This is a genomic window from Robinsoniella sp. KNHs210 (assembly GCF_000686105.1).
GTDB classification, from domain to species: domain Bacteria; phylum Bacillota; class Clostridia; order Lachnospirales; family Lachnospiraceae; genus Robinsoniella; species Robinsoniella peoriensis.
Genome location: NZ_JMLZ01000002.1, coordinates 5664901 through 5685056, shown reverse-complemented (window position 1 = coordinate 5685056; position 20156 = coordinate 5664901). Strand labels below are relative to the sequence as shown.

At 39.5% G+C, this 20156-nt stretch carries 19 protein-coding genes and 1 pseudogene; 5 read left to right on the top strand and 15 right to left on the bottom strand.

Annotation, left to right across the window (positions count from 1 at the left end):
* Positions 1–43 precede the first annotated feature (43 nt).
* Together CD03_RS0131175 and CD03_RS35460 are read left to right on the top strand one after the other, a co-directional pair.
* A complete protein-coding gene (locus tag CD03_RS0131175; RefSeq protein WP_027296971.1) occupies positions 44–1024 on the top strand; it encodes an SPFH domain-containing protein in 981 nt (326 codons plus the stop codon).
* Between the two features lie 34 nt (positions 1025–1058).
* Positions 1059–1238, top strand: a complete 180-nt coding sequence (locus tag CD03_RS35460) for a hypothetical protein (protein ID WP_044289791.1) — start codon at positions 1059–1061, stop codon at positions 1236–1238.
* Between the two features lie 99 nt (positions 1239–1337).
* Here the strand turns inward: CD03_RS35460 and lepA are convergent, their stop codons facing one another.
* The 3 genes from lepA to gpr all read right to left on the bottom strand — a co-directional run bounded on the left by lepA (position 1338) and on the right by gpr (position 5629).
* Positions 1338–3152 (bottom strand): translation elongation factor 4, encoded by a 1815-nt coding sequence (gene lepA, locus CD03_RS0131165; RefSeq protein ID WP_027296970.1) that lies wholly within the window; start codon positions 3150–3152, stop codon positions 1338–1340.
* A gap of 178 nt (positions 3153–3330) precedes the next feature.
* A complete protein-coding gene (locus CD03_RS0131160; RefSeq protein ID WP_027296969.1) occupies positions 3331–4632 on the bottom strand; it encodes a stage II sporulation protein P in 1302 nt (433 codons plus the stop codon).
* Between the two features lie 43 nt (positions 4633–4675).
* Entirely contained in the window at positions 4676–5629 is a 954-nt protein-coding gene (gene gpr / locus CD03_RS0131155; RefSeq protein ID WP_027296968.1) for a GPR endopeptidase, read from the bottom strand.
* Between the two features lie 230 nt (positions 5630–5859).
* Here gpr and rpsT point away from each other — a divergent pair, with 230 nt between their 5' ends.
* A complete protein-coding gene (rpsT, locus tag CD03_RS0131150) occupies positions 5860–6123 on the top strand; it encodes a 30S ribosomal protein S20 (protein ID WP_027296967.1) in 264 nt (87 codons plus the stop codon).
* A gap of 245 nt (positions 6124–6368) precedes the next feature.
* Here the strand turns inward: rpsT and holA are convergent, their stop codons facing one another.
* Together holA and CD03_RS0131140 are read right to left on the bottom strand one after the other, a co-directional pair.
* On the bottom strand, positions 6369–7346 hold the full coding sequence (gene holA / locus CD03_RS0131145) for a DNA polymerase III subunit delta (RefSeq protein ID WP_027296966.1): 978 nt from the start codon (positions 7344–7346) through the stop codon (positions 6369–6371).
* A gap of 156 nt (positions 7347–7502) precedes the next feature.
* A complete protein-coding gene (locus CD03_RS0131140) occupies positions 7503–8861 on the bottom strand; it encodes an MFS transporter (protein ID WP_027296965.1) in 1359 nt (452 codons plus the stop codon).
* 202 nt (positions 8862–9063) lie between these two features.
* On the opposite strand from CD03_RS0131140, the gene CD03_RS0131135 reads away from it, so the two are divergent.
* On the top strand, positions 9064–10038 hold the full coding sequence (locus tag CD03_RS0131135) for an AraC family transcriptional regulator (protein WP_027296964.1): 975 nt from the start codon (positions 9064–9066) through the stop codon (positions 10036–10038).
* A 19-nt stretch (positions 10039–10057) separates the two neighbouring features.
* Here CD03_RS0131135 and CD03_RS35455 read toward each other — a convergent pair whose 3' ends face one another.
* Positions 10058–12346 (bottom strand): alpha-L-rhamnosidase, encoded by a 2289-nt coding sequence (locus CD03_RS35455; protein ID WP_052378063.1) that lies wholly within the window; start codon positions 12344–12346, stop codon positions 10058–10060.
* Between the two features lie 152 nt (positions 12347–12498).
* On the opposite strand from CD03_RS35455, the pseudogene CD03_RS40270 reads away from it, so the two are divergent.
* A pseudogene (locus CD03_RS40270) lies at positions 12499–12624 on the top strand (IS91 family transposase); the annotation flags it as partial.
* 26 nt (positions 12625–12650) lie between these two features.
* On the opposite strand, the gene CD03_RS37545 reads toward CD03_RS40270, so the two are convergent.
* From CD03_RS37545 to CD03_RS0131085, 9 genes are all read right to left on the bottom strand, one after another.
* Positions 12651–12857: a small, acid-soluble spore protein, alpha/beta type gene (locus CD03_RS37545; RefSeq protein ID WP_044296589.1), complete on the bottom strand. Its 207-nt coding sequence runs from the start codon at positions 12855–12857 to the stop codon at positions 12651–12653.
* Positions 12858–12937: 80 nt separating this feature from the next.
* A complete protein-coding gene (locus tag CD03_RS0131120) occupies positions 12938–13123 on the bottom strand; it encodes a PspC domain-containing protein (RefSeq protein ID WP_027296962.1) in 186 nt (61 codons plus the stop codon).
* Positions 13124–13184: 61 nt separating this feature from the next.
* Positions 13185–13961: a DUF4097 family beta strand repeat-containing protein gene (locus CD03_RS36660; protein ID WP_027296961.1), complete on the bottom strand. Its 777-nt coding sequence runs from the start codon at positions 13959–13961 to the stop codon at positions 13185–13187.
* A 2-nt stretch (positions 13962–13963) separates the two neighbouring features.
* On the bottom strand, positions 13964–14836 hold the full coding sequence (locus CD03_RS0131110; RefSeq protein ID WP_027296960.1) for a DUF1700 domain-containing protein: 873 nt from the start codon (positions 14834–14836) through the stop codon (positions 13964–13966).
* Positions 14837–14838: 2 nt separating this feature from the next.
* Positions 14839–15156 carry a PadR family transcriptional regulator gene (locus CD03_RS0131105; protein ID WP_027296959.1) on the bottom strand — a complete coding sequence of 106 codons (318 nt, stop codon included), beginning with the start codon at positions 15154–15156 and terminating at the stop codon, positions 14839–14841.
* A 258-nt stretch (positions 15157–15414) separates the two neighbouring features.
* On the bottom strand, positions 15415–16824 hold the full coding sequence (locus CD03_RS0131100) for an aldehyde dehydrogenase family protein (RefSeq protein ID WP_027296958.1): 1410 nt from the start codon (positions 16822–16824) through the stop codon (positions 15415–15417).
* A gap of 38 nt (positions 16825–16862) precedes the next feature.
* Positions 16863–17900, bottom strand: a complete 1038-nt coding sequence (locus tag CD03_RS0131095) for an alcohol dehydrogenase catalytic domain-containing protein (RefSeq protein WP_197041715.1) — start codon at positions 17898–17900, stop codon at positions 16863–16865.
* A complete protein-coding gene (locus CD03_RS0131090) occupies positions 17887–19119 on the bottom strand; it encodes a TIM barrel protein (protein WP_027296956.1) in 1233 nt (410 codons plus the stop codon). Before CD03_RS0131090 ends, CD03_RS0131095 begins: the two co-directional genes overlap by 14 nt.
* A 16-nt stretch (positions 19120–19135) precedes the next feature.
* The gene (locus CD03_RS0131085; RefSeq protein ID WP_027296955.1) at positions 19136–20140 is read right to left on the bottom strand and encodes an ABC transporter permease; all 1005 of its coding nucleotides are present in this window, start codon (positions 20138–20140) and stop codon (positions 19136–19138) included.
* Between the last annotated feature and the right edge of the window lie 16 nt (positions 20141–20156).

The window sequence follows — 20156 nt, the reverse complement described above, 5'->3', positions numbered from 1 at the left end:
ATCAATTTAATATCATTTTAATCATCTGAAGGAGGATGGGATTATGGAGATCAACAAACAGAAGATAACAGAAGAGAAAAACTTAAAAGCGGCAAACGGCATGGGGATGTTATTTCTGTGCATTATCGGTCTTTTAGGAAGTGTTGCCCTATTCATTGCAGGCATGTCAGTATTTGAAGGTGCTTTACAAGGAATTTTGGCTGTATTGTCAATTATCATTTTCATTGCTGCATGTATTGGATTCGGAGGTTTGAAAGTCATTAATCCAAATGAAGCTCTGGTTCTTGCCCTTTTTGGTAACTACTACGGAACCTTAAAAAACGATGGATTTTTCTGGGTGAACCCATTTTGCTCCGCAATTAACCCAACTGTCAAAAAGTATGTAAGCGCCTCAGCCGGAAACGGTGCAGCCGTTAACATTGGAGGCGAAGGAAGCAAAAAAATATCTCTTAAGACATTGACTTTAAACAATGAAAAGCAAAAGGTGAATGACGAACTTGGTAATCCGATTGAAATCGGAACTGTAGTAATCTGGAAAGTAGAAAATGCCACAAAAGCTGTATTAAATGTAGAAAACTACAAAAAATACCTTTCTATCCAGTGTGACGCGATCACACGAAATGCAGCCAGAAGATATCCTTATGATACCAGTGAAGGCGGGGATGAAAGATCACTTCGCGGCAGCAGCCAGGAAGTCGCTGATATTATGAAAGGCGAGCTGCAGGAAAAAGTAGAGGATGCGGGAATCAGCATTATTGAAGTTCGTATTACCCATCTATCCTACGCTCCTGAGATCGCATCTGCAATGCTTCAGAGGCAGCAGGCAGCCGCTATTATCGATGCCCGTCAGAAAATCGTAGAAGGTGCTGTCAGCATGGTGGAAATGGCTTTACAGAAATTAAGCGAAAACGAGATCGTGGAATTAGACGAAGAAAGAAAAGCTGCTATGGTAAGCAATCTTCTGGTTGTACTCTGCGGTAACAAAGATGCCCAGCCCATTGTAAACAGCGGCTCACTTTATTAACACAAATACCATTATTTCTATAAAAAAAGGGAGGATGGCAGCGTTGGAGAATAAACCAAAAGATAAAAGTAAAAAACAGGTTCCCTTAAGGCTGTCTGCCAGCCTCTGGAATGACCTGGCCCAATGGGCGGAAGATGACTTCCGCTCCATTAATGGGCAAATCGAGTATTTATTGACAGAATGTGTAAAACATCACAAAAACAAGGATTCCTGAACCGGAATCCTTGTTTTATTTCAAATATAACATTCATTTAAAAATTTTAATACTCAGAGAACTAACCTGAGAAGTTCTGTATATGACTGAACAAAAATTTTACTTATCATCCAGCTTCAGTACGCTCATAAAAGCTTTCTGCGGAATCTCAACATTACCAATCTGCCTCATACGTTTCTTACCTTCCTTCTGTTTCTCAAGAAGTTTTCTCTTACGGCTGATATCACCGCCGTAACATTTTGCAAGAACGTCTTTACGCATAGCTTTTACAGTCTCCCGGGCAATGATCTTACTTCCGATTGCTGCCTGAATCGGGATTTCAAATAACTGCCTTGGAATCTCTTCTTTCAGCTTTTCACACATTTTACGCCCTCTTTCGTAAGCGGTTGCCGCATGTACGATAAAAGACAGAGCATCTACATCTTCCCGGTTAACCAGGATGTCCAGTTTCACCAGTTCCGAACGTTCATAGCCTTTCATTTCATAGTCAAATGAAGCATAGCCTCTGGAACGGGACTTCAGCGCATCGAAAAAGTCGTAGATGATTTCATTTAATGGCAGTTCATATTTTAATAATGCCCTGGTCTCTTCCATATATTCCATCCCTAAGTATACACCTCTGCGTTCCTGGCAGAGTTCCATAATCGAACCGATGAATTCCGTTGTTACCATGATCTCGGCGCTTACTACCGGTTCTTCCATATATTCGATTTCGGAAGGATCAGGAAGGTTTGACGGGTTGGTGAGTTCAATCACATCGCCATTCGTTTTATATACCTTATAGATAACACCCGGCGCCGTTGTTACCAGATCCAGGTTGTATTCCCGCTCTAAACGTTCCTGAATGATTTCCAGGTGTAATAGTCCCAAAAATCCACAGCGGAAACCAAAACCGAGAGCAATGGATGTCTCCGCTTCAAACTGCAGGGAAGCGTCATTTAACTGTAATTTCTCTAATGCATCCCGCAAATCGGGATATTTTGCTCCATCCGCAGGATACATACCGCAATATACCATAGGATTTACTTTTTTATAACCCGGAAGCGGTGCTGCACAGGGATTCTGCGCGTTGGTGATGGTATCTCCCACACGGGTGTCTTTTACATTTTTCAAGCTGGCTGTAATATAGCCAACCATTCCGGCACTTAATTCTTCACATGGTATGAATTGCCCCGCACCGAAATATCCGACCTCTACTACTTCCGCAGTTGCCTTTGTAGCCATCATAAGCATCTGGGTACCACGTTTTACCGAGCCTTCCTTGATTCTGCAAAATACGATAACTCCTTTGTAAGAATCGTAGATAGAATCAAATATCAATGCCTGCAATGATGCTTCAGGATCACCCTTAGGCGCTGGTATTTTATTTACGATCTGCTCTAAGACCTCCTCCACATTCAGCCCTGTCTTGGCTGATATCCGGGGTGCATCCTGGGCTTCAATCCCAATTACATCCTCTATCTCATTGATTACACGTTCCGGATCGGCACTTGGAAGGTCGATTTTATTGATAACCGGCATGACATCCAGGTCGTGATCCATTGCCAGATATACATTGGCAAGTGTCTGTGCCTCTATTCCCTGTGCGGCATCTACAACTAAGATTGCCCCGTCACAGGCAGCCAGGCTCCTGGAAACCTCATAGTTAAAATCCACATGCCCCGGCGTATCAATCAGGTTGAAAACATACTCTTCCCCGTCTTTCGCCTTATAGACGGTTCTTACAGCCTGTGCTTTAATGGTAATGCCCCGTTCTCTTTCTAAATCCATATTATCCAATACCTGAGCCTGCATTTCACGGCTGGTTAACAGACCCGTTTTCTCTATAATACGGTCTGCCAATGTTGATTTACCATGGTCAATATGAGCGATAATACAAAAATTCCTTATTTTGCTCTGATCTATCCCTGCCACGTCTGTTCCTCCTCAGTGGGTCGAATCGCTATCCGTCGACTTTATTTCTGCGGGCAACGAGCCTGGCGGACATGCTCGCATGTCCATCCGGCGACTGCCGCGAGGGTCAAATACTCCGCGGCTTGCGGCGGAGTATTTGACTTTCCAAGACAGTGTATCACATTTATTCCCCTCTTGTCTACTCCCCACTGAGCACCTGATGTAAAATATCTGCAAGCGGCAGCATGGCATTGCGCTCTTCCTCTACTGTGCTTAACTGGGTACCGGATTCCACAAGCAGGGTCTTGGGACGCAGATGCATGTTAAACCGGTATGCCATCAGATAATTACTTCTTGTAAAATCAGGATAATACTCCATGGCCTTTAATTTCATCTGAAATGCAAATGCCAGATTATCCGGAATATACGGATTGGGCAGATAGGTGATATCTCCATTCTGGGTTGTTCTGCTAAGTCCGTTGATAAACATGATCTGGGCGGTTTGCTTTCCGTCAATCTCGGTTACCATTTTCTTACCGTCCACTCCATCTCTATGTAAATCAATTACCACTTCGATCGACGGGTTATCCGCCAATACCTGAGATACTTCTTCAAAAGCCAGATCATATGCTTTATTCCGGTCCAGTTCTCCATCTATCAAATCATAAACCCCTGTATTATGGATAACATTATATCCATATTTATTCCGCAGGATATTGGACAGATACTCTCCGATTCCAACAATTGTGGTACTCACATCCCCCGGTATACTGTCTGCGAAAGCTTCCTGGGAATGGGTATGGTAGATTAAAATCTGTGGCTTGGAATTATCCTGTTCCAGAGTCATTTTTTCATTGATCAGATTATTTACATCCAAATGCTCCCTGTCAATCGTCGTCGTCATATCAATCGCATAGAAATTGTTTAGAACATAGTCATAATCCAGAAGTTTATCCATAGGAATCTCTGCGACGGGTGCACGCTTTATTACACCTGCATCTGCGGCAACGCTGTCGGATCCATCCTGGTTGGATTCTCCTGTCTGGCTTTGCGTCTCTCCCTTTGCACTTGCCACCTCAGATTCCATGCTGGCATCTGTTTCATTGGTATCCTCCGGTATTTCTTCTTTGGGCCTTGGCACCATATTGTCCTCTGCCGCAGCTTCCGCAGCCAGAATCATTTCGTATTCGCTTTTACTTTCAATATTCTGCTCGTATCCTTCCTGCATGTTAACATATTCATACAAAGGAAAACTTTCACTAAACAAATCAGACAACCAATGCTCCCCATTGCTTGTCTGATTTGCCGAGTAGGAAAGTCCTGGCATAAAAGTGCCCACTGACATTTCCTCAATTCCTTTGTAGATATTGGAAACTACGGATGACTTCTCAAACCATCCGTTTTCCGATGCAATCCCGATTCCTCTATATATAATGTAACCCCCCAAAACAAAAAACAGCAGCCACAATATGATTCGTATCCATTTCTCCGCATGCTTCATATTCTCACCCCATATTCTTAAATATATGAGGTGAAACTAATTTTTATGCCAACTGCAATGCAATATTTAATGCTTCTGATATGGTATATCCGATTCGTTTCACTGTTTCGTCAATATCCTTTGGTGTTACAAACATGGTATTGAGGTGGGGTGAAATCAGCTCACTGATCATCTGATGCTTCTCCATCTGATTCATTGTTCCCAGTACGCCTCCCAAATCCTGCATCTGGGGAGTGGCATCCATGGTCGCAACCAGGTTTTCCATGGTGTCATTTACAATGGTGGCCGCATCCACAACTGTTGGGACTCCAATTGCAATTACGGGAATGCCAAGAGATTCTTCGTTAATACCGCTGCGATGGTTCCCTACTCCGGAACCCGGATTAATTCCCGTATTCGTTAACTGAATTGTACGGCTGAGCCTTTTGGTGCTCCTGGCAGCCAGGGCATCAACTACAATGGCAAGATCCGGTTTGGTTTCATCCACAACACCCCGGATAATTTCTAATGTCTCCATACCGGTCTGCGCCATAACGCCCGGAACAAGACCGCTGACCTGATTTGCTTTCTCCATATCCATAGAAGCTTTACCATATTCTTTTATTACATGGCGGGTAATTTTCACATTGTTTACAACATTAGGGCCTATTGCATCGGGTGTTACTTCCCGGTTTCCAAGACCTACGATTAGGACAGACTTTTCCTCTTCTCCCATCAGCTCTTTTAAATGTTTGGCAAGTTCTTTGCTGATCTCACGATGATAATCCTCATCCGGCACAGACATATTAGGCGCTTCCAGCGTAATATACGTACCTACCGGTTTACCCATGGATTTTGCACCATTTTCTGTCTCAATTACCACTGTAGTCGTTTTGATCTCCAGTTTCTCGTCTTCCTCCTCCTCAATCCTGACACCTCTGATTTTGACGTCATCCTCTTCAAAACTCTCTTTTGCCTCTAACGCAAGGTCTGTTCGGATATTAAATTTACCCAGCATATGTTCCTCCTTCTATAGGGTGCGCTGTTATAATAGAAAAAAATCCATCGACAGACACACCGTCTCTTGTTTTTACTATTTTTTACATAATTTTGCGAATTATGTATTGACAAGTAAGATATCTTAGACTAGAATATATGAGTATGTTTACATTAGATCGTCCGTGTCCGGCTTTAATGTAACAATAGAAAATAATCATTTCAAATTAAAATATTTTGGAGGTGTACGGATTGGCTAACATTAAATCTGCAAAAAAAAGAATTTTAGTAAACAGGACAAAGGCTGAGCGCAACAAAGCGATCAAGTCTGGCGTTAAAACAGCTATTAAAAAAGTAGATGCTGCTGTTGTAGCACAGGATAAAGAAGCTGCTAAAGCTGCTTTATTATCAGCTACTGCTATCATTGATAAAGCTACTTCAAAGGGTGTTTATCATAAGAATACTTCTGCTAGAAAAGTTTCTCGTTTAGCAAAAGCAGTTAACAGTATCGCATAATTTTATACATGTTATAAGAACCTTCGGCACCGTCAACCGAAGGTTCTTTTTTTATTCTTTTTTCTTTTTCACTTTACAGCCAAGTATCACCGCATATGCCATAATTTATACGCTGTGTGGCATGATCATGTCTGAAAATGATTATGTTCTTGATTTTCAAACACGTTCAAACACTACTTCAATCTACAAAGCGTCCCCCTTACTCAGCAAAACCCCAATTTAAACTAAACTAGTGCGCAGCAGTACTAATGGCTGTATTTCACAATCAGCAGTTCTACACTCATAACATCATTCATCTGCCCTGTCTTAACCGCCTCTTCCGCCTCCACACAATCATTTACTGCCTCTTTCAGCCGATCCAGTGTAAAGGATTCAGCCTGCCGCACATAATTTCTGGCAATAAAACTCTGAAGACCTATCTTAGGTGCTAATGCCTGGGTATCAAATCCCTGATTTCGCAGTTCTTTCACCTGCATCAGCAAATTAAACTGTCTTGTAATCAGAAATAATATTCTCATAGGCGGCTCTTTTAAAGCCAACAGGTCATAATATAAATCCAGAGCCTTTTTCTGTCTCTTTTCCGCAATGGCATTAATCATGTCAAATATCTTGTTAACCGTTCTTGTAGTACATATCGTCTCAACATCCTCTGCCGTGATCACATCACGCCCCATGGTATAACAGACCAGCTTTTCCAGTTCCCTTTGAATATTCTCCATGTCTGTCCCGGTTTTCTCCATAAACAAATGCATGGTAGCCTCTGTAATATTTCTATGCTCTTTTTTCAGTGCACCAAGGATCCATCTGGTCAATGTCTTCTCGTCCTGTCTTCCAAGCTCTACTACTCTTCCTGCACTCTTAACAGCCTTATAGACCTTTCCCCGCTTATCAACCTCATTTTCCACAAATACCATACAGGTTGACTCCGGAATCTGAGGAATATACTCTGCCATCTGAACATTTGCATTTTTAAAGAAACCGCTGTTTTCAATTAATATAAACCGCTTGTCTGCAAAAAAAGGCATGGTCTCAGCCTGATCTATCACTGACCGCACATCAATGCTCTTTCCTTCATAAGAAGTAACATTCATCGTATCCCCTTCCGGTATCAGGGCATCCTTCAGTTTATTCTTATAGAGATTCTTTAAGTATGTCTCTTCACCAAAGAGAAGGTAAGCCTTCTTAAATTCTCCTTTATTTAAATCTTCCAGTAAACTTTTCATAGATATGTAACCATCCTAACTTTCATCATTTTCTTATTATAAAAGAAATGAAGATAGAATTCAACTATTCTTTCTGTTCTGACAACAGGGAATGTCTTTCCCTTACACAGCTCATAGATTGCTTCCCGAATATAGATCTCATGATCTGCATAGTCACTACAATTCTGTTTCTCTTCTCCTTAAAAGCTCCGCACGGCACGTATCCATCGTTGCATCATCTAATTTATATTTTTTCAATAATACGATACAAATCAGTAATGGAATAACCGGAATCGCAAATCGCATAATATTGATTCCCATTAGTGTTGCTGCTGACTGTGTTTCCGCCTGTGGCACATAGCCGATACATGATAAGAATAACCCGGCAAATCCACTGGCGATTGCCATACCCAGTTTTGTTACAAAAGAATTCAACGAGAAAATGACACCATCAATTCTCACATTCGTCTTCCATTCTGTATAATCACCCGCATCTGCAATCATGCTTGTCAATGTTACAGTTGGTATACTGATTACAATACCGTAAACTACCAATAAAATCATTAAAACAACTAAATTTCTTCCTAATAACAGCATTAAAATGCTTGCTATAACACCAATAATAATACTAGCAACTGTTGCTTTCATTCTGCCAAAATGTTTTGCAAATCCAACTGCAAAGAACATACCCACAACCGTTGCTCCCATCGATACGAACATCAATACTGAAATTAGATTCGGTTTTCCCAGATAATACGTCAAATAATATACATTTACAGAACTGATGATGTATGTTGTTAAGTAAGTGCAGAAACTTGCTACGAGCAATAATTGTACATGCTTATTAGCCTTCAGTATTCCAAACATTTCTTTGATTGAAGTCTTTTCCTTTGAAATATTTGTCGTTTCTTTATTTGTTGCAAATGTAATCCAAGCAAATATAATTCCTATAATTCCAAAAATTAATGCAAGTCTTGAATATCCTAATCTTGTATTTGCAAGTTCAACACCACCACCAAGTTTTGCCACTAACGGATAGGTAAATGTACCTACCAGCAGATAAGCGATAAATGTAAATGTTCTCTGTGATGTTATCAATTTGTTTCGTTCGTTTGGATCATTTGAAATAGCAGGAATCATTCCCCATAAAGGAACATCGTATGCCGTGAATGCCATCCCTGCCAATGTATATGTAACAGTGGCCCATACAATCTTCCCAGTCATACTGTCAAATGACGGGGTTGTAAATGTAAGCCAATAAAAAATGCACATAAAAACTGGAACAATCAACAGGTAAGGTCTATAGCGACCCAATTTCGTATTGGTCCGATCAACGATTGTTCCCATCATCGGATCATTTACTGCATCCCAAACTCGTGTCAACATCAATATCATTCCGGCAACGCCTGCTGAAATTCCAAACACATCCGTGAAGAACACAAGTAGAAATGTTGAAATCAATCCTCCTGCCAAATCTTTTCCCAAACTGCCCATACCATAAGTTAATACCTGATACTTTTTTATCTTATTGTTCATTGTTTTTCCCTTCCTTAATATAACTTATTTACTTTTACCTTTTTCTTTATTTCAATGGGTGTGAGATAAATTTCCCAAGGTCTAGTATTCTTTATTTCTTTACTTTATGAGCTTTTTGGATTACTATAACTATAACATGTTCCCAAAATATAATTATCAAAAATGCTTCATTTTATATAACATTTGTGCTATGGAGGAAATTATGTACGATTATTCATCTTTAGAATCTCATCAAACACAGACTGTCTATCGCTGTGCCAAAGATTTTTATACCGCATCAAACACAGCAGAAGATTCCGGCACGCTGTATTTAGAAGACTTCTGTAGTGCCGATTTTGCTATTTCCGGTTCATTTCATGTTCATCCACCTTTTTTATGTAGCCAGAATGCACGGACAAATTTATTTTACCCTGAATTCTTTGCCATTTTTGACATGGATGAAAACTATTACACCAAAAGAAAAAATGTAAATTCATACGAAATCTGCTACACGTTAGATGGCGAAGGATTTCTGGAATATAAAAACAGAAAATACATATTAAAAAAGGGGGAGGGATTTTTTATAGACTGTACTCTTCCACATCATTACAAAACACATGGGAAAAGCTGGAAAACTACTGTATTTCATTTTAACGGACCACAGGCAAATAACTTCTTTGAACACTTTATACAGAACGATAATGTGAAGTTTTCATCTGTCTCCTGTCCTAACTTTGAATTGTATCAGTCAAATATTTTAAAATCTATAAATAAAATTGTACCCTACGCTGAATATCAGACCTCCTGTCTTTTTACACTTTTGCTCACGGATCTTTTGAATTCAGATCTGTCTTTTATGGAACAGAAAAAGGTGCAGTCTGATATTATGAAAAATATTGTAGAATATATTAAAGAAAACTATGGCGAAAATATTCAATTTGAACAGCTTAGTTCTGATTTTGGTTTCAGTCGATCGCATTTTTCCAGAGAATTCAAAAGATATATGGGATTTTCACCAAAAGAATATCTGCTGCAATATAGAATTCATCAGGCAAAAATTCTATTAAACGGAACGAATCTGGCAATCAGTGAAATCGGTTATCGTGTTGGTTTTCATGACGAATCACATTTTATTCAGATTTTCAAACAAAAAGAGGGGATAACCCCTCTTAAATTCAGAAATAACTATTTGATATAAAAACTAATTGATATAATAACTATTGGTATGCGCAGGAAAAATTATGCTTACCTGCTGACACTCCACAAACGCTGCCATCCGGCATATAAATCTGCGCAGTTTCCGGTACTTCTACATGAAGAAGAAATCTATCCGATTCAATTTTCCATGAAGATACCACTTTTCCCTTGCATGTCTGGATACTGGCATTTGCAAACTGCAGACTGCCTCCCGGAAGTGGCTTAATTTTAATTAGTTCAAATCCCGGCTTTAATGGTTTAATTCCTGCTACTGTATTAAATAACCACGCTACGACACTACCCGGTGCATAATGATTCATGGAATCTCTCGGTACATTTTTTTCATCTTTTCCGATCCAGTTTTCCCATATCGTTGTTGCGCCTTTTGTAACTGCGTACAGCCAACCCGGTTGTTTTGTATTTTCCAGCATTTTGTATGCAGTCTCTATATACCCGTATTCTGTCAAAATAGGAAGTATGCTTGCCGTCGTCAGAAAGCCTGTTCCGATTTTGTATTCATTTGCAATTATTTTTTTATTTAGATCTTTTACGATGGTTCTTTTTTCACTTTCTGTCACAAGATCCAATGCAACCGGTCTTACAAAACGGCACTGTCTATCAGATACTACATGCCCATTCTTCAGAAATTCTTTTTGATAAGCCTCACATATATTTCTATATAGCTCATCATATTTTCTCTCGTCATCTTCTTTATGAAGTATGCCTGCAATCTTCGACAATATTTTCGCTGAATATCCAAAATATGCCGTTGCAACCTCTTCATCCGGATGTTCAATTGCAGTCTTCACATCCTCAATCATAACACTTCCCGGTTCAAGCCATTCTCCAAAATGAAATCCTGTGTCGATGATAAATTTGCGATGTCTTTCGGTTCTATTTTTATTAGCATCATGAATTTCAAGCGCTCTCTTTTGGTTAAAGTCCACTAAGCATCTGATGGAATCATAATACTTTTCCAAAATCTCTTTTTCACCATAAAACTGATATAAAGTCCAAGGTAATGTGTAGATGACATCCTGCCAGCCTGCTGAGCCATACGCCTCATCCATTAATCCAAAGTCCGGAACCATATATGAGACAGCGCCATCTTCTCTTTGCTCCAGCCTCACGTCTTCTAGCCATTTCAGTATAAATTTCTTCGGATCAGATAAATAACACGCACTTTCTCCAAATATAGAAATGTCTCCGGTCCATCCGGTTCTCTCTCTCGTAGGACAATCTGTTGGAATATCAACAAAATTGCTCCTTTGACTCCATTTTACATTTTCTACCAGTCTATTAATCCATTCATTTGAACATTCAAATTCACCATTCACACGAATATCTGAATAAACTGCAATCGCTTCAAAATTTTCGGCCTTTACTTCTTCCGGCCAATTTTCAAGCTTTACGTATTGAAAACCACAATGTGCAAATGTAGGCTTATATTCCTGATATCCTTCTTTTAATTTATAATCAATCATTTGTCCAAAAGGCTGGTCCATTTCATCTGACCCTTCCGGCTCAAGATTTTTTAATGTGAAATTGCCATTTTCATCAAGCGTCTCTCCATGAACCAAACGTACCTTATGATTTTCAGGTCCTTTCACCTTGAATTTTACATATCCTGAAAGATTTTGTCCAAAGTCCAAAATCGTATTTCCATCCGGTGTCTGAATAACTGTCGGCCAAAAATGTTCCTGTTCCAACACAGGTTCACCTTCGGACGGAACTAATTCTCCGGTGTATTCTCCACTACAGACTCCATGCCATAAGCTGTCATCATAATCTATATCTTTCCAATTATGCATTTCCCGTGTTGCATCATATTCCTCACCTGTTTTCAGATCGTTTTTACGAATCGGACCATCCTGCGTTGCTTTCCAACTACAGTCTGACTTTATTTCCTGTTTTGTTCCATCCTTATACTCAATCTGCAGAAAACAGAAAAATTTAATTTTTTTGCCATAATAGTAGATCTTCTCTGCCAAACCCACGCGACCTCGATACCAGCCATCTCCTATTTCTGCACAAATCACATTTTTACCTAATTGTAGCTGCTCCGTCACATCATACTTTTGATATTGCAATCTTTTTGAGTAATCTGTCAGTCCGGGCAGCAATATCTGATCGTCTACTTCTTTTCCGTTCAAGAATGCCTTATACACTCCACAAGCGGTTGTATACAGCACTGCTTTTTGCACACTCTTCTCTAACATAAAACATTTTCGTACATAAGAAGCATTTTGCCGCTCTTCTGTAGAAATCAACAGTTCTGGTTCCAGAAACATCTTATTCCATGATTTCATAAATATTTTCCCTTCATTTTTATTTCAATCCTGAAGGCTCATTTTGTAAATTTATCCACCCATTTGATTGCATTATACAATATTTTCACGAAGCATACTGTTTCATTTTCGCCTATTTTTATAACTTTTGTGCTTTTATTTTGGACCATTCCATCCTTAACTGCCTGTTCCTTTCTGTCAGGGATGTCGTCCTGCGCATGGTTTTCACACTTAACATGTCCGAAAACTTTACCACCGGCTTTATTTGCGTCCTCCTTACCTTTGGGCGGGATTTGGAACGTGAAAAAGAGCAGGGGAATTTCCCCTACCCTTGCAATGCTTCCTTTTTCAGTTCCCTTTTCCGCTTCGTCATTAATCCTCCGATGCGTCCGGTTTCTTTTGCTGATAAGGTCTTCCACCCGGATTCTAATACCTTATCCAATAATCCAAGTTCCTCTGCAATTTCATATTTTAATTCTTCCTCTGGCGTCAAGTTATCTAACTCAATTGGTTTTTCTTTTTTCTTTGACATAAATTAAGCCATACCCCTTTCTGTTTTATCAGGAGTATGGCCTGTTTCATTACTTTTATTCAATTCTTTTCATTAACTTTTTAATATTCATCCGGTATAATAATGGCTGCAACAATGTAAATTATAATTCCTGTAGTTGTACATCCAAGCAATACCATCAGCAAACGGATGATTGTAGGATCTACTTTAAAATATTCTCCGATTCCGCCACATACGCCGCAAATCCAACGATTACCTTTTGATTTATATAATTTTCTGGGTTCCATACTGAATTCCTCCTTATATTAACAATATTTATTATTATGCGCTAATCTGTTCTTTCATATATTAATAATTAACCTCTATGCTTCCAACACCACATTCAATCTTCATTTCTTTATCTGCGCCATTGTCAATCTTTTTATCATTGTCTAATGTGGAATAGCTTTCACCATCTATATTGACATTACCAATGCCACAGTCAATATCATAATCAAAATCTTCTGCTTTTCCGGTCAGGTTCATACTGATTCTGCCTACACCGCAATTCAGATCGGCATCACCTGTTATTGTCCCGTCTAATGACATACTGCCAACTCCACAGTCAATGGAAACTTTTTTACCTTCAAAATCAGATACCTCTAAACGTCCAACTCCCACTTCAAAATCCGCTTCCTTGAATACACTCTTATTGGGAATCCGAAGCGTCACTTCTGCCGTCTCGAAATTTGCCCCTATGTTAAAGGAATGATTACTTTCTTCCTTAATTACCAGCGTGCTTCCTTCTTTTTTACACTGAAACCCTTCCGGCACGTTTCTGGCTTCTAACTGGAATTCATCTCCATCATATGATTCTACTACCATATCCACAACGCCGATGTCAATCTTAAGTTTATCGATATCCCGAAAAGTTTCGTCCATATCCTTTACTTTCTGATTGCCTTTATCGCCCCAGAAAAAATTATGATTTGAAGAATTCCATCCCCATCCGTATTTAGAAGGAAAAGATACATTGCTCAGATCACTGAAACTTACTCCCAGGCTTACTGCCACGATGCAAAATGCCAGGCCCAGTGCTGCTAATACTCCGCTGATAATTAAGCAGACCTTTGTAAATGTTTTCATAATTAACCTCTCCTCCTTCTAAATAATCTGCCGCAGAGACTTGTTATTCCACGAAGCATCCAGGGTACCACTCTTCCAACTACCCAGAAAGCCAGCAGCAGTAAAAGCAATCCAACTGCCAGAGCAAGTAATCCGAGTCCGCCAAGCAGAAAACCGATAGGCGGCGCTACAAACATTTTTGCAATACCAACTCCCACTAATACCACACCGGTTACAAAACATGCGAAAGTTCCAGCAATTACTGCTACACCTACACCAAACAGAACTCCTAAAATTCCCATTACCAGTCCAAACCCTGCTGCCAGAATCGGTATCCCAACCGGCACTGCAAATATACAAAGCAGCACAATCAATATAATCTTACCTGTACCAAATCCTTTTTGCTCTTTTCCGCGTTCATCCTCATATCCGTAGCCCTGTGTACTTCCACCATAGGACTGGCGGTCATAACTCTGTCTGTTATATCCTGTTCCATTCTGAGAATTGCTGCTCTGATATCCGCCGCTGTTCTGATAACTGCTGCCACTCTGATATCCGTTACTGCTCTGATATCCGCTATCTCCGGACTGGGTTTCCTGCTCATCTTTTTGATATCCGCCTCTGGGTTCCGGCACCTTATTATTTTCACGAAAACGGTCATCCTGATAGCCGCTTTCCGTGTATTCACCTGCTTCATCATCTGATCCGTTTAACCCGTCTTTAATCATTGCCGCTACCTTTTCCGGACTGCCCAGAGTAGCAATTACATTTACTTCTTCCGACTCTCCTGCATCCTCAAAATAATCCTGGTAATACGCAAGAGCCTCTTCTCTCTCACTGTCAGGTACATCCTGCAGCAAGTATTCTAATTGTTTCATATACTCTTCGCGATTCATTCCTATGCCCTCCCTGTAAATATCTTCGTAATATTTGAAGAATATTGCTTCCATTCTGTCTTATACAGATTCAGCTGTACGGTACCTTTTTCTGTGATTTTGTAATACCGTCTGTTTCTTCCTCCGCATTCCATATCATATACTTCCAGACAATCATCTTTTTGCAGTCGTCTAAGTACCGGGTATAAAGTTGATTCCGAAACATCCAGAGCACTTCGCACATCCTGGGTAATTCGGTATCCATATGTTCCTTCCGGTTCCTTTGATACAACAGCAAGTACGATTGCATCCAGCAGGGCCGCGCCTGTGTTAAATACCATGCCATCAACTCCTTCGTTGTTATTTGATAAACAATACTATTTAAGTTCTTATATTATTTTTATCTCAATACTATATGGTGTATAGTATTGCTTTGTGACTATATTATATGACATATAATATTGGTTTGTCAATAGAAAATATAAAAATATTTTTAATCAAAAAGTGACGCAAAAAAAGAGACACAGTTATAGTTATACTGTATCTCATTTTTTCTGCCGCTTTCCTTTCACCATTGTATCCACGCTATCAATAATACATTACCGAATACACAGAGCGTCACTCATCACACATCTTCTGCTTTTTGTAAATGTCCTAGCAGATGTAAGCCCTTCTCCAGTTCTGCTGCAGATAGTAAATGTTGTAAAACCTTCACTTTCAAATCCTAATCCTGCATAAGAAGGTGCATTTTTTACAAAAATCGCCGTATCAATTGTCTTGCCAAACTTTGTAAGATTATGAATATTAGTAGAGTGCATATGTGCAGAATGTTTATTCCCACGCTCCAGAACAACTGCCATTTCAATTCCTTCCTCTACATTTTTCACGCGTACAATTCCCAGGATTGGCATCATCAGCTCTTCATATATCAGGGGATTTTCTTTATCTCCTTCAAATATAATACATCGAATGTTGTCCTCTGCCTTTACACCTATTTTTTCTAAAAGAGTCTTAGCACTTTTGCCTACACATTGACGGTTTAATGTCTTTCGCCCATCTATTTCAACAAAAACCTCATCTATTAACTTCCTGACTTCAAAATCAGTTGCAAAATAACATCCTTCTTTTTTCATATAAAATATTAACTCATCCGCTATTTCGTCAACTGCCACTACCTCTTTTTCTGTAAAACAGGGAAGATTATTGTCAAAAGTACAACCATTTACAATATCTTTTGCCGCTTTTTTGATATCTGCCGTTTCATCCACCAATACCGGTGGATTTCCCGCCCCTGCTCCCATGGCACGCTTACCAGAGGTTAAAACAGCCGTAACTACTCCCGGACCTCCTGTAGCAACCAAAAGAGAAATATCTTTATGCAAAAAAATTTTTTGACTCGTTTCTAATGTCGGTACTTTTAACGCTGTTGCTATATGATCTGGTCCTCCAATTTCGACACTGGCTCTATTGACCATATCAACTGCCAGATTTGATACATTTTTGGCTGCAGGATGTGTACAAAAAACAACCGTATTACCTGCTGCCAACATTCCTATCGTATTACATATAACTGTTTCAGAAGGATTCGTGCTTGGACACACTGCTCCAATTACACCAAATGGCCCCTGCTCAACCAATGTAAGCCCCCTGTCTCCTGTCCATGCTGTTGTCTTTAAATCTTCTGTTCCAGGAGTTTTGTCTGCTACAAGATCATGTTTTTTTATCTTATCAGGTACATTTCCCATACCGGTTTCTTCCACCGCTGCCTCTGCAAATAACTTTGCATTTTCCTTTGTTTTTTTTCTGATATTGCAGATAATTTTCTCTCTAAAATCCAATGTCATGTCCCGGACTATTTTTTGTGTCTGCTTTGCGTTTTCAATAGCCTCTTCCACCTCTTCATATATTCCATGAAGTTTGGCTCCCTCATGATATACTGATTGCTCAGCTTCTATTTCTTTGATTACCTGCTCTACGATTTTATTGATTGATAAAGAATCCATAGACATTTTTCTCTCCTTTCTTCCCGACAAAAACTATATTTTTTCTAAAAATCTCCCATGGATATCAAAATCTTCATAGCATTTTCTTCTTTAATAGCCAAAAATCCCTTTTCAACATCTGCCAACGGATATACTCTTGACACATATTTTTCAAGATTAAGCATCCCATCAGATACATATTTGAGAATCTGCCTCATATAATCCGCCGTAGTGGCATGTACTCCATGTACGGAAAGTTCTTTATAATGTATCAGATTACTGTCCAGAAAACCTTTACCATCTCCTGCAATTCCTCCAAACAGACTTATCCTTCCCATTTTAGATGCAATTTGCAATGCTTCTGTATGAACAGCAGCAACTGATAAAGCTGTAATTACAACGTTTGCTCCCCTTCCTTCTGTTAAACGCATTACCTCTTTTACCGTATCCTGGGATTTTGGATTAATCATGGTAATTTGCGGCAGCATTTCTTTGACGATCCTTGCCCTTTCTTCAGCAATTTCCACCATAATAATATTCTTTACCCCTTTGATCCGGGCAAGTTCAGCATGGATACAGCCAATAAAACCACTTCCATAAATTACCATATAATCTTCTTCTTTTACATTTAAATAATTTTGGGCATTAAGAGCACATGCAGCGGGTTCTGTTAATACTGCTGAAAAATCAGTTACATTATATGGTATACGTACAGTATTCATCATACGTATCGCTTGTCCTGGTATTTCCATTTTTTCTGTAAATGCTCCCTCAAGCTGAAACCCTAACGTCATTAAAGAATCACACATATTCGTATGCCCTGTCTTGCAAGGCCAGCATTCTCCACAACCAATTGCAGGCGCCACTGTCACACGTTCTCCAACCCTTAACCCATTTTGCCGGGCATACTTACCCGCATGAGAAATGATTCCAACTGCCTCATGCCCTAATACCCTTGGAGGGCGAATCTTATCATTTCCTTTTGTATACGTCCTGTAGTCCGTGCCACAAATTGCAGCATATTTTATTTCCAGAATAGCATTATCTTCTGTTGGTACAGGTTCTGGCATTTCTTTTACTAGCATTTTTCTATTCTTGTCCATTACATATGCCTTCATTACTTTTCTCCGCCTTTCTATCTAAACGATCAAGAAGTTCATTCAATCTTATGCCATTATTAGGCACAAACTGCTTCCAATACGCCAGCGTCTCCATAAGCTTCTCAATAATATCTTCTCTGTATTCAGTATTTCCAGCAAAGATTTCAAAAGCCAGGTATATCTTGTTACATTTGTCCGGCATCCCCCCATCTAAAGCCTTTTCATAGGATTTTGCAATAGAACGCAATAATTTTTCTCCTTCTATTATCCCCTTTTTATTATTCTTATCTGTAAACGCAGTATGGGATGCCTCAATACCATCTGTCTGCTGCAAATGTATAATGGGGGAATAGCACCCCATTTCTTCTAACCACCGATAAGGATTCCAATCTGCTTCCCCGTCAGAAAAAAGATAAGGGTAACGTCTCATATCTTCTGCCATCAGACACAATGTCTTTTCAGAAACATCCTTATTTTTAACAGCATTTTTCCAAAGTTCCAACGTGTGTACCGCACCAAGCCACCAATTATGTTCCTTTTGCATCACGCCTGGATTTCGTATGCTTTCTGCCAGCTCTTCTTTTAAAGGCATTTGGAACTTCTTTTGCCCAATCATATGTCCCACATCTATCGTAAGGTAAACTGGACTATTCCCCCCCTTGGCACAATCAATTAGAAATCTTTTTGCGCCTGCGATCGTCCAGGGTGGTTGATGCGGTGCATACATTGCCTCGATGCAAAAATATATTCCATTATCTTCTGCACATCTTCCAATTTCCCGAAGCCTCTTTATTATTTTTTTTCTATATATTTTATATTGATCCGGATCCTGCAGGATATTATCCGGTATTGCAAAAAAAGACATTCCCATATGGGATCCTCGTTTTCCCAATCTACGAATTGCTTTTTTCACCCATTCCTCCATAAGGTAGTCTGCCATTTGATCATTTGGATGTCCCAGACCGGCAGTCCGATATGTCTGATATCCGGTGAAAAAAGTATCCACCTTTATCGTTGAACATTTTTCTTGTTCCTCTAACTCCTCAAACCACTGGTCAAGATACCAGTCAGGTGAATATAAAAAATCTATTTCATTATCAAAACTAGCTTGTACACTTGTAAACCCCATATTTTGAATTAGGGGAACCCATTCCTTAGGGGACACCCACCTCTTTATGGCGAAGCAATTATCTAATGTCAGATAAACTTTTGGATACTCCATTCGGCACCTCCTGGCTCTACTCTGTGGAAATTTTCTGGACTTTCTTGTGCTCTCTTAAAATAGTAATTGCAGATGGCAATGCAATCGCTACAACTACAACAATACCGCTCACTGCCTCCTGCCAATAAATATTCACGCCAAATAATACAATAATATTAGAAATAACACAGATAATCGCTGCTCCTAAAAATGATCCGATAGGGTTCCCTACACCGCCTGTCAGCAATACACCTCCGATAACGCAGGCCGCAATAGAATTCATCGGCCAGTTTGTACCGATTGTCGCCTGAGCAGAGCCTAAACGTGCTACATAAAGCATTCCTGCAATTGATGATAAAAAGCCAACTATAGCATACGTCAAAATACGGATTCTATTTACTTTTATCCCCATAATGCATGCTGCTTCACGACTGTTTCCGATAGCATAAATATAACGTCCTGTTCTGGTTCGTGACACAAATAAAACAACACAGCACAGAATTATGATTGCAATGATAAATGGGATTGGCATTCCAAAGATATTGTTCTGTCCGATAAACAGAATTTCCTGAGGTATTTTTGTAACGGCCTGTCCTCTTGTGATTACCATCGTAATACCTCCGTATACTCCCTGCATACCAATTGTTGCAACCATTGCATTAATTTTCAGCTTTGAAATTAACATTCCATTCACACAGCCTAATAAAATACCGCTTACAATCCCTATTAAAAAGGCCAGTATTGGATTAACAGATGCCTGCGTCATCAACAGCCCACCCAAAATGCCCGACAATGTAGCTATCTTACCAACCGAAAGATCCAACTCTCCAAGCAGCAACAGCAACGATTGTCCGGTAGCAATTATACCAATAAATGCTATATCTCTCATCAGAGACTGCAAATTAAATATTGTTATAAAATAAGGTGAAAAAACAGCCGCTATTATAACCAAAAGAACCAGTACCACTCCGGTGAGAACTACACTATTCTTTGTTATACCGGAAAATAATTTTTTTAAAGACTTGCGTTTTATATTAACCATAGCCTCTTTCTCCTCT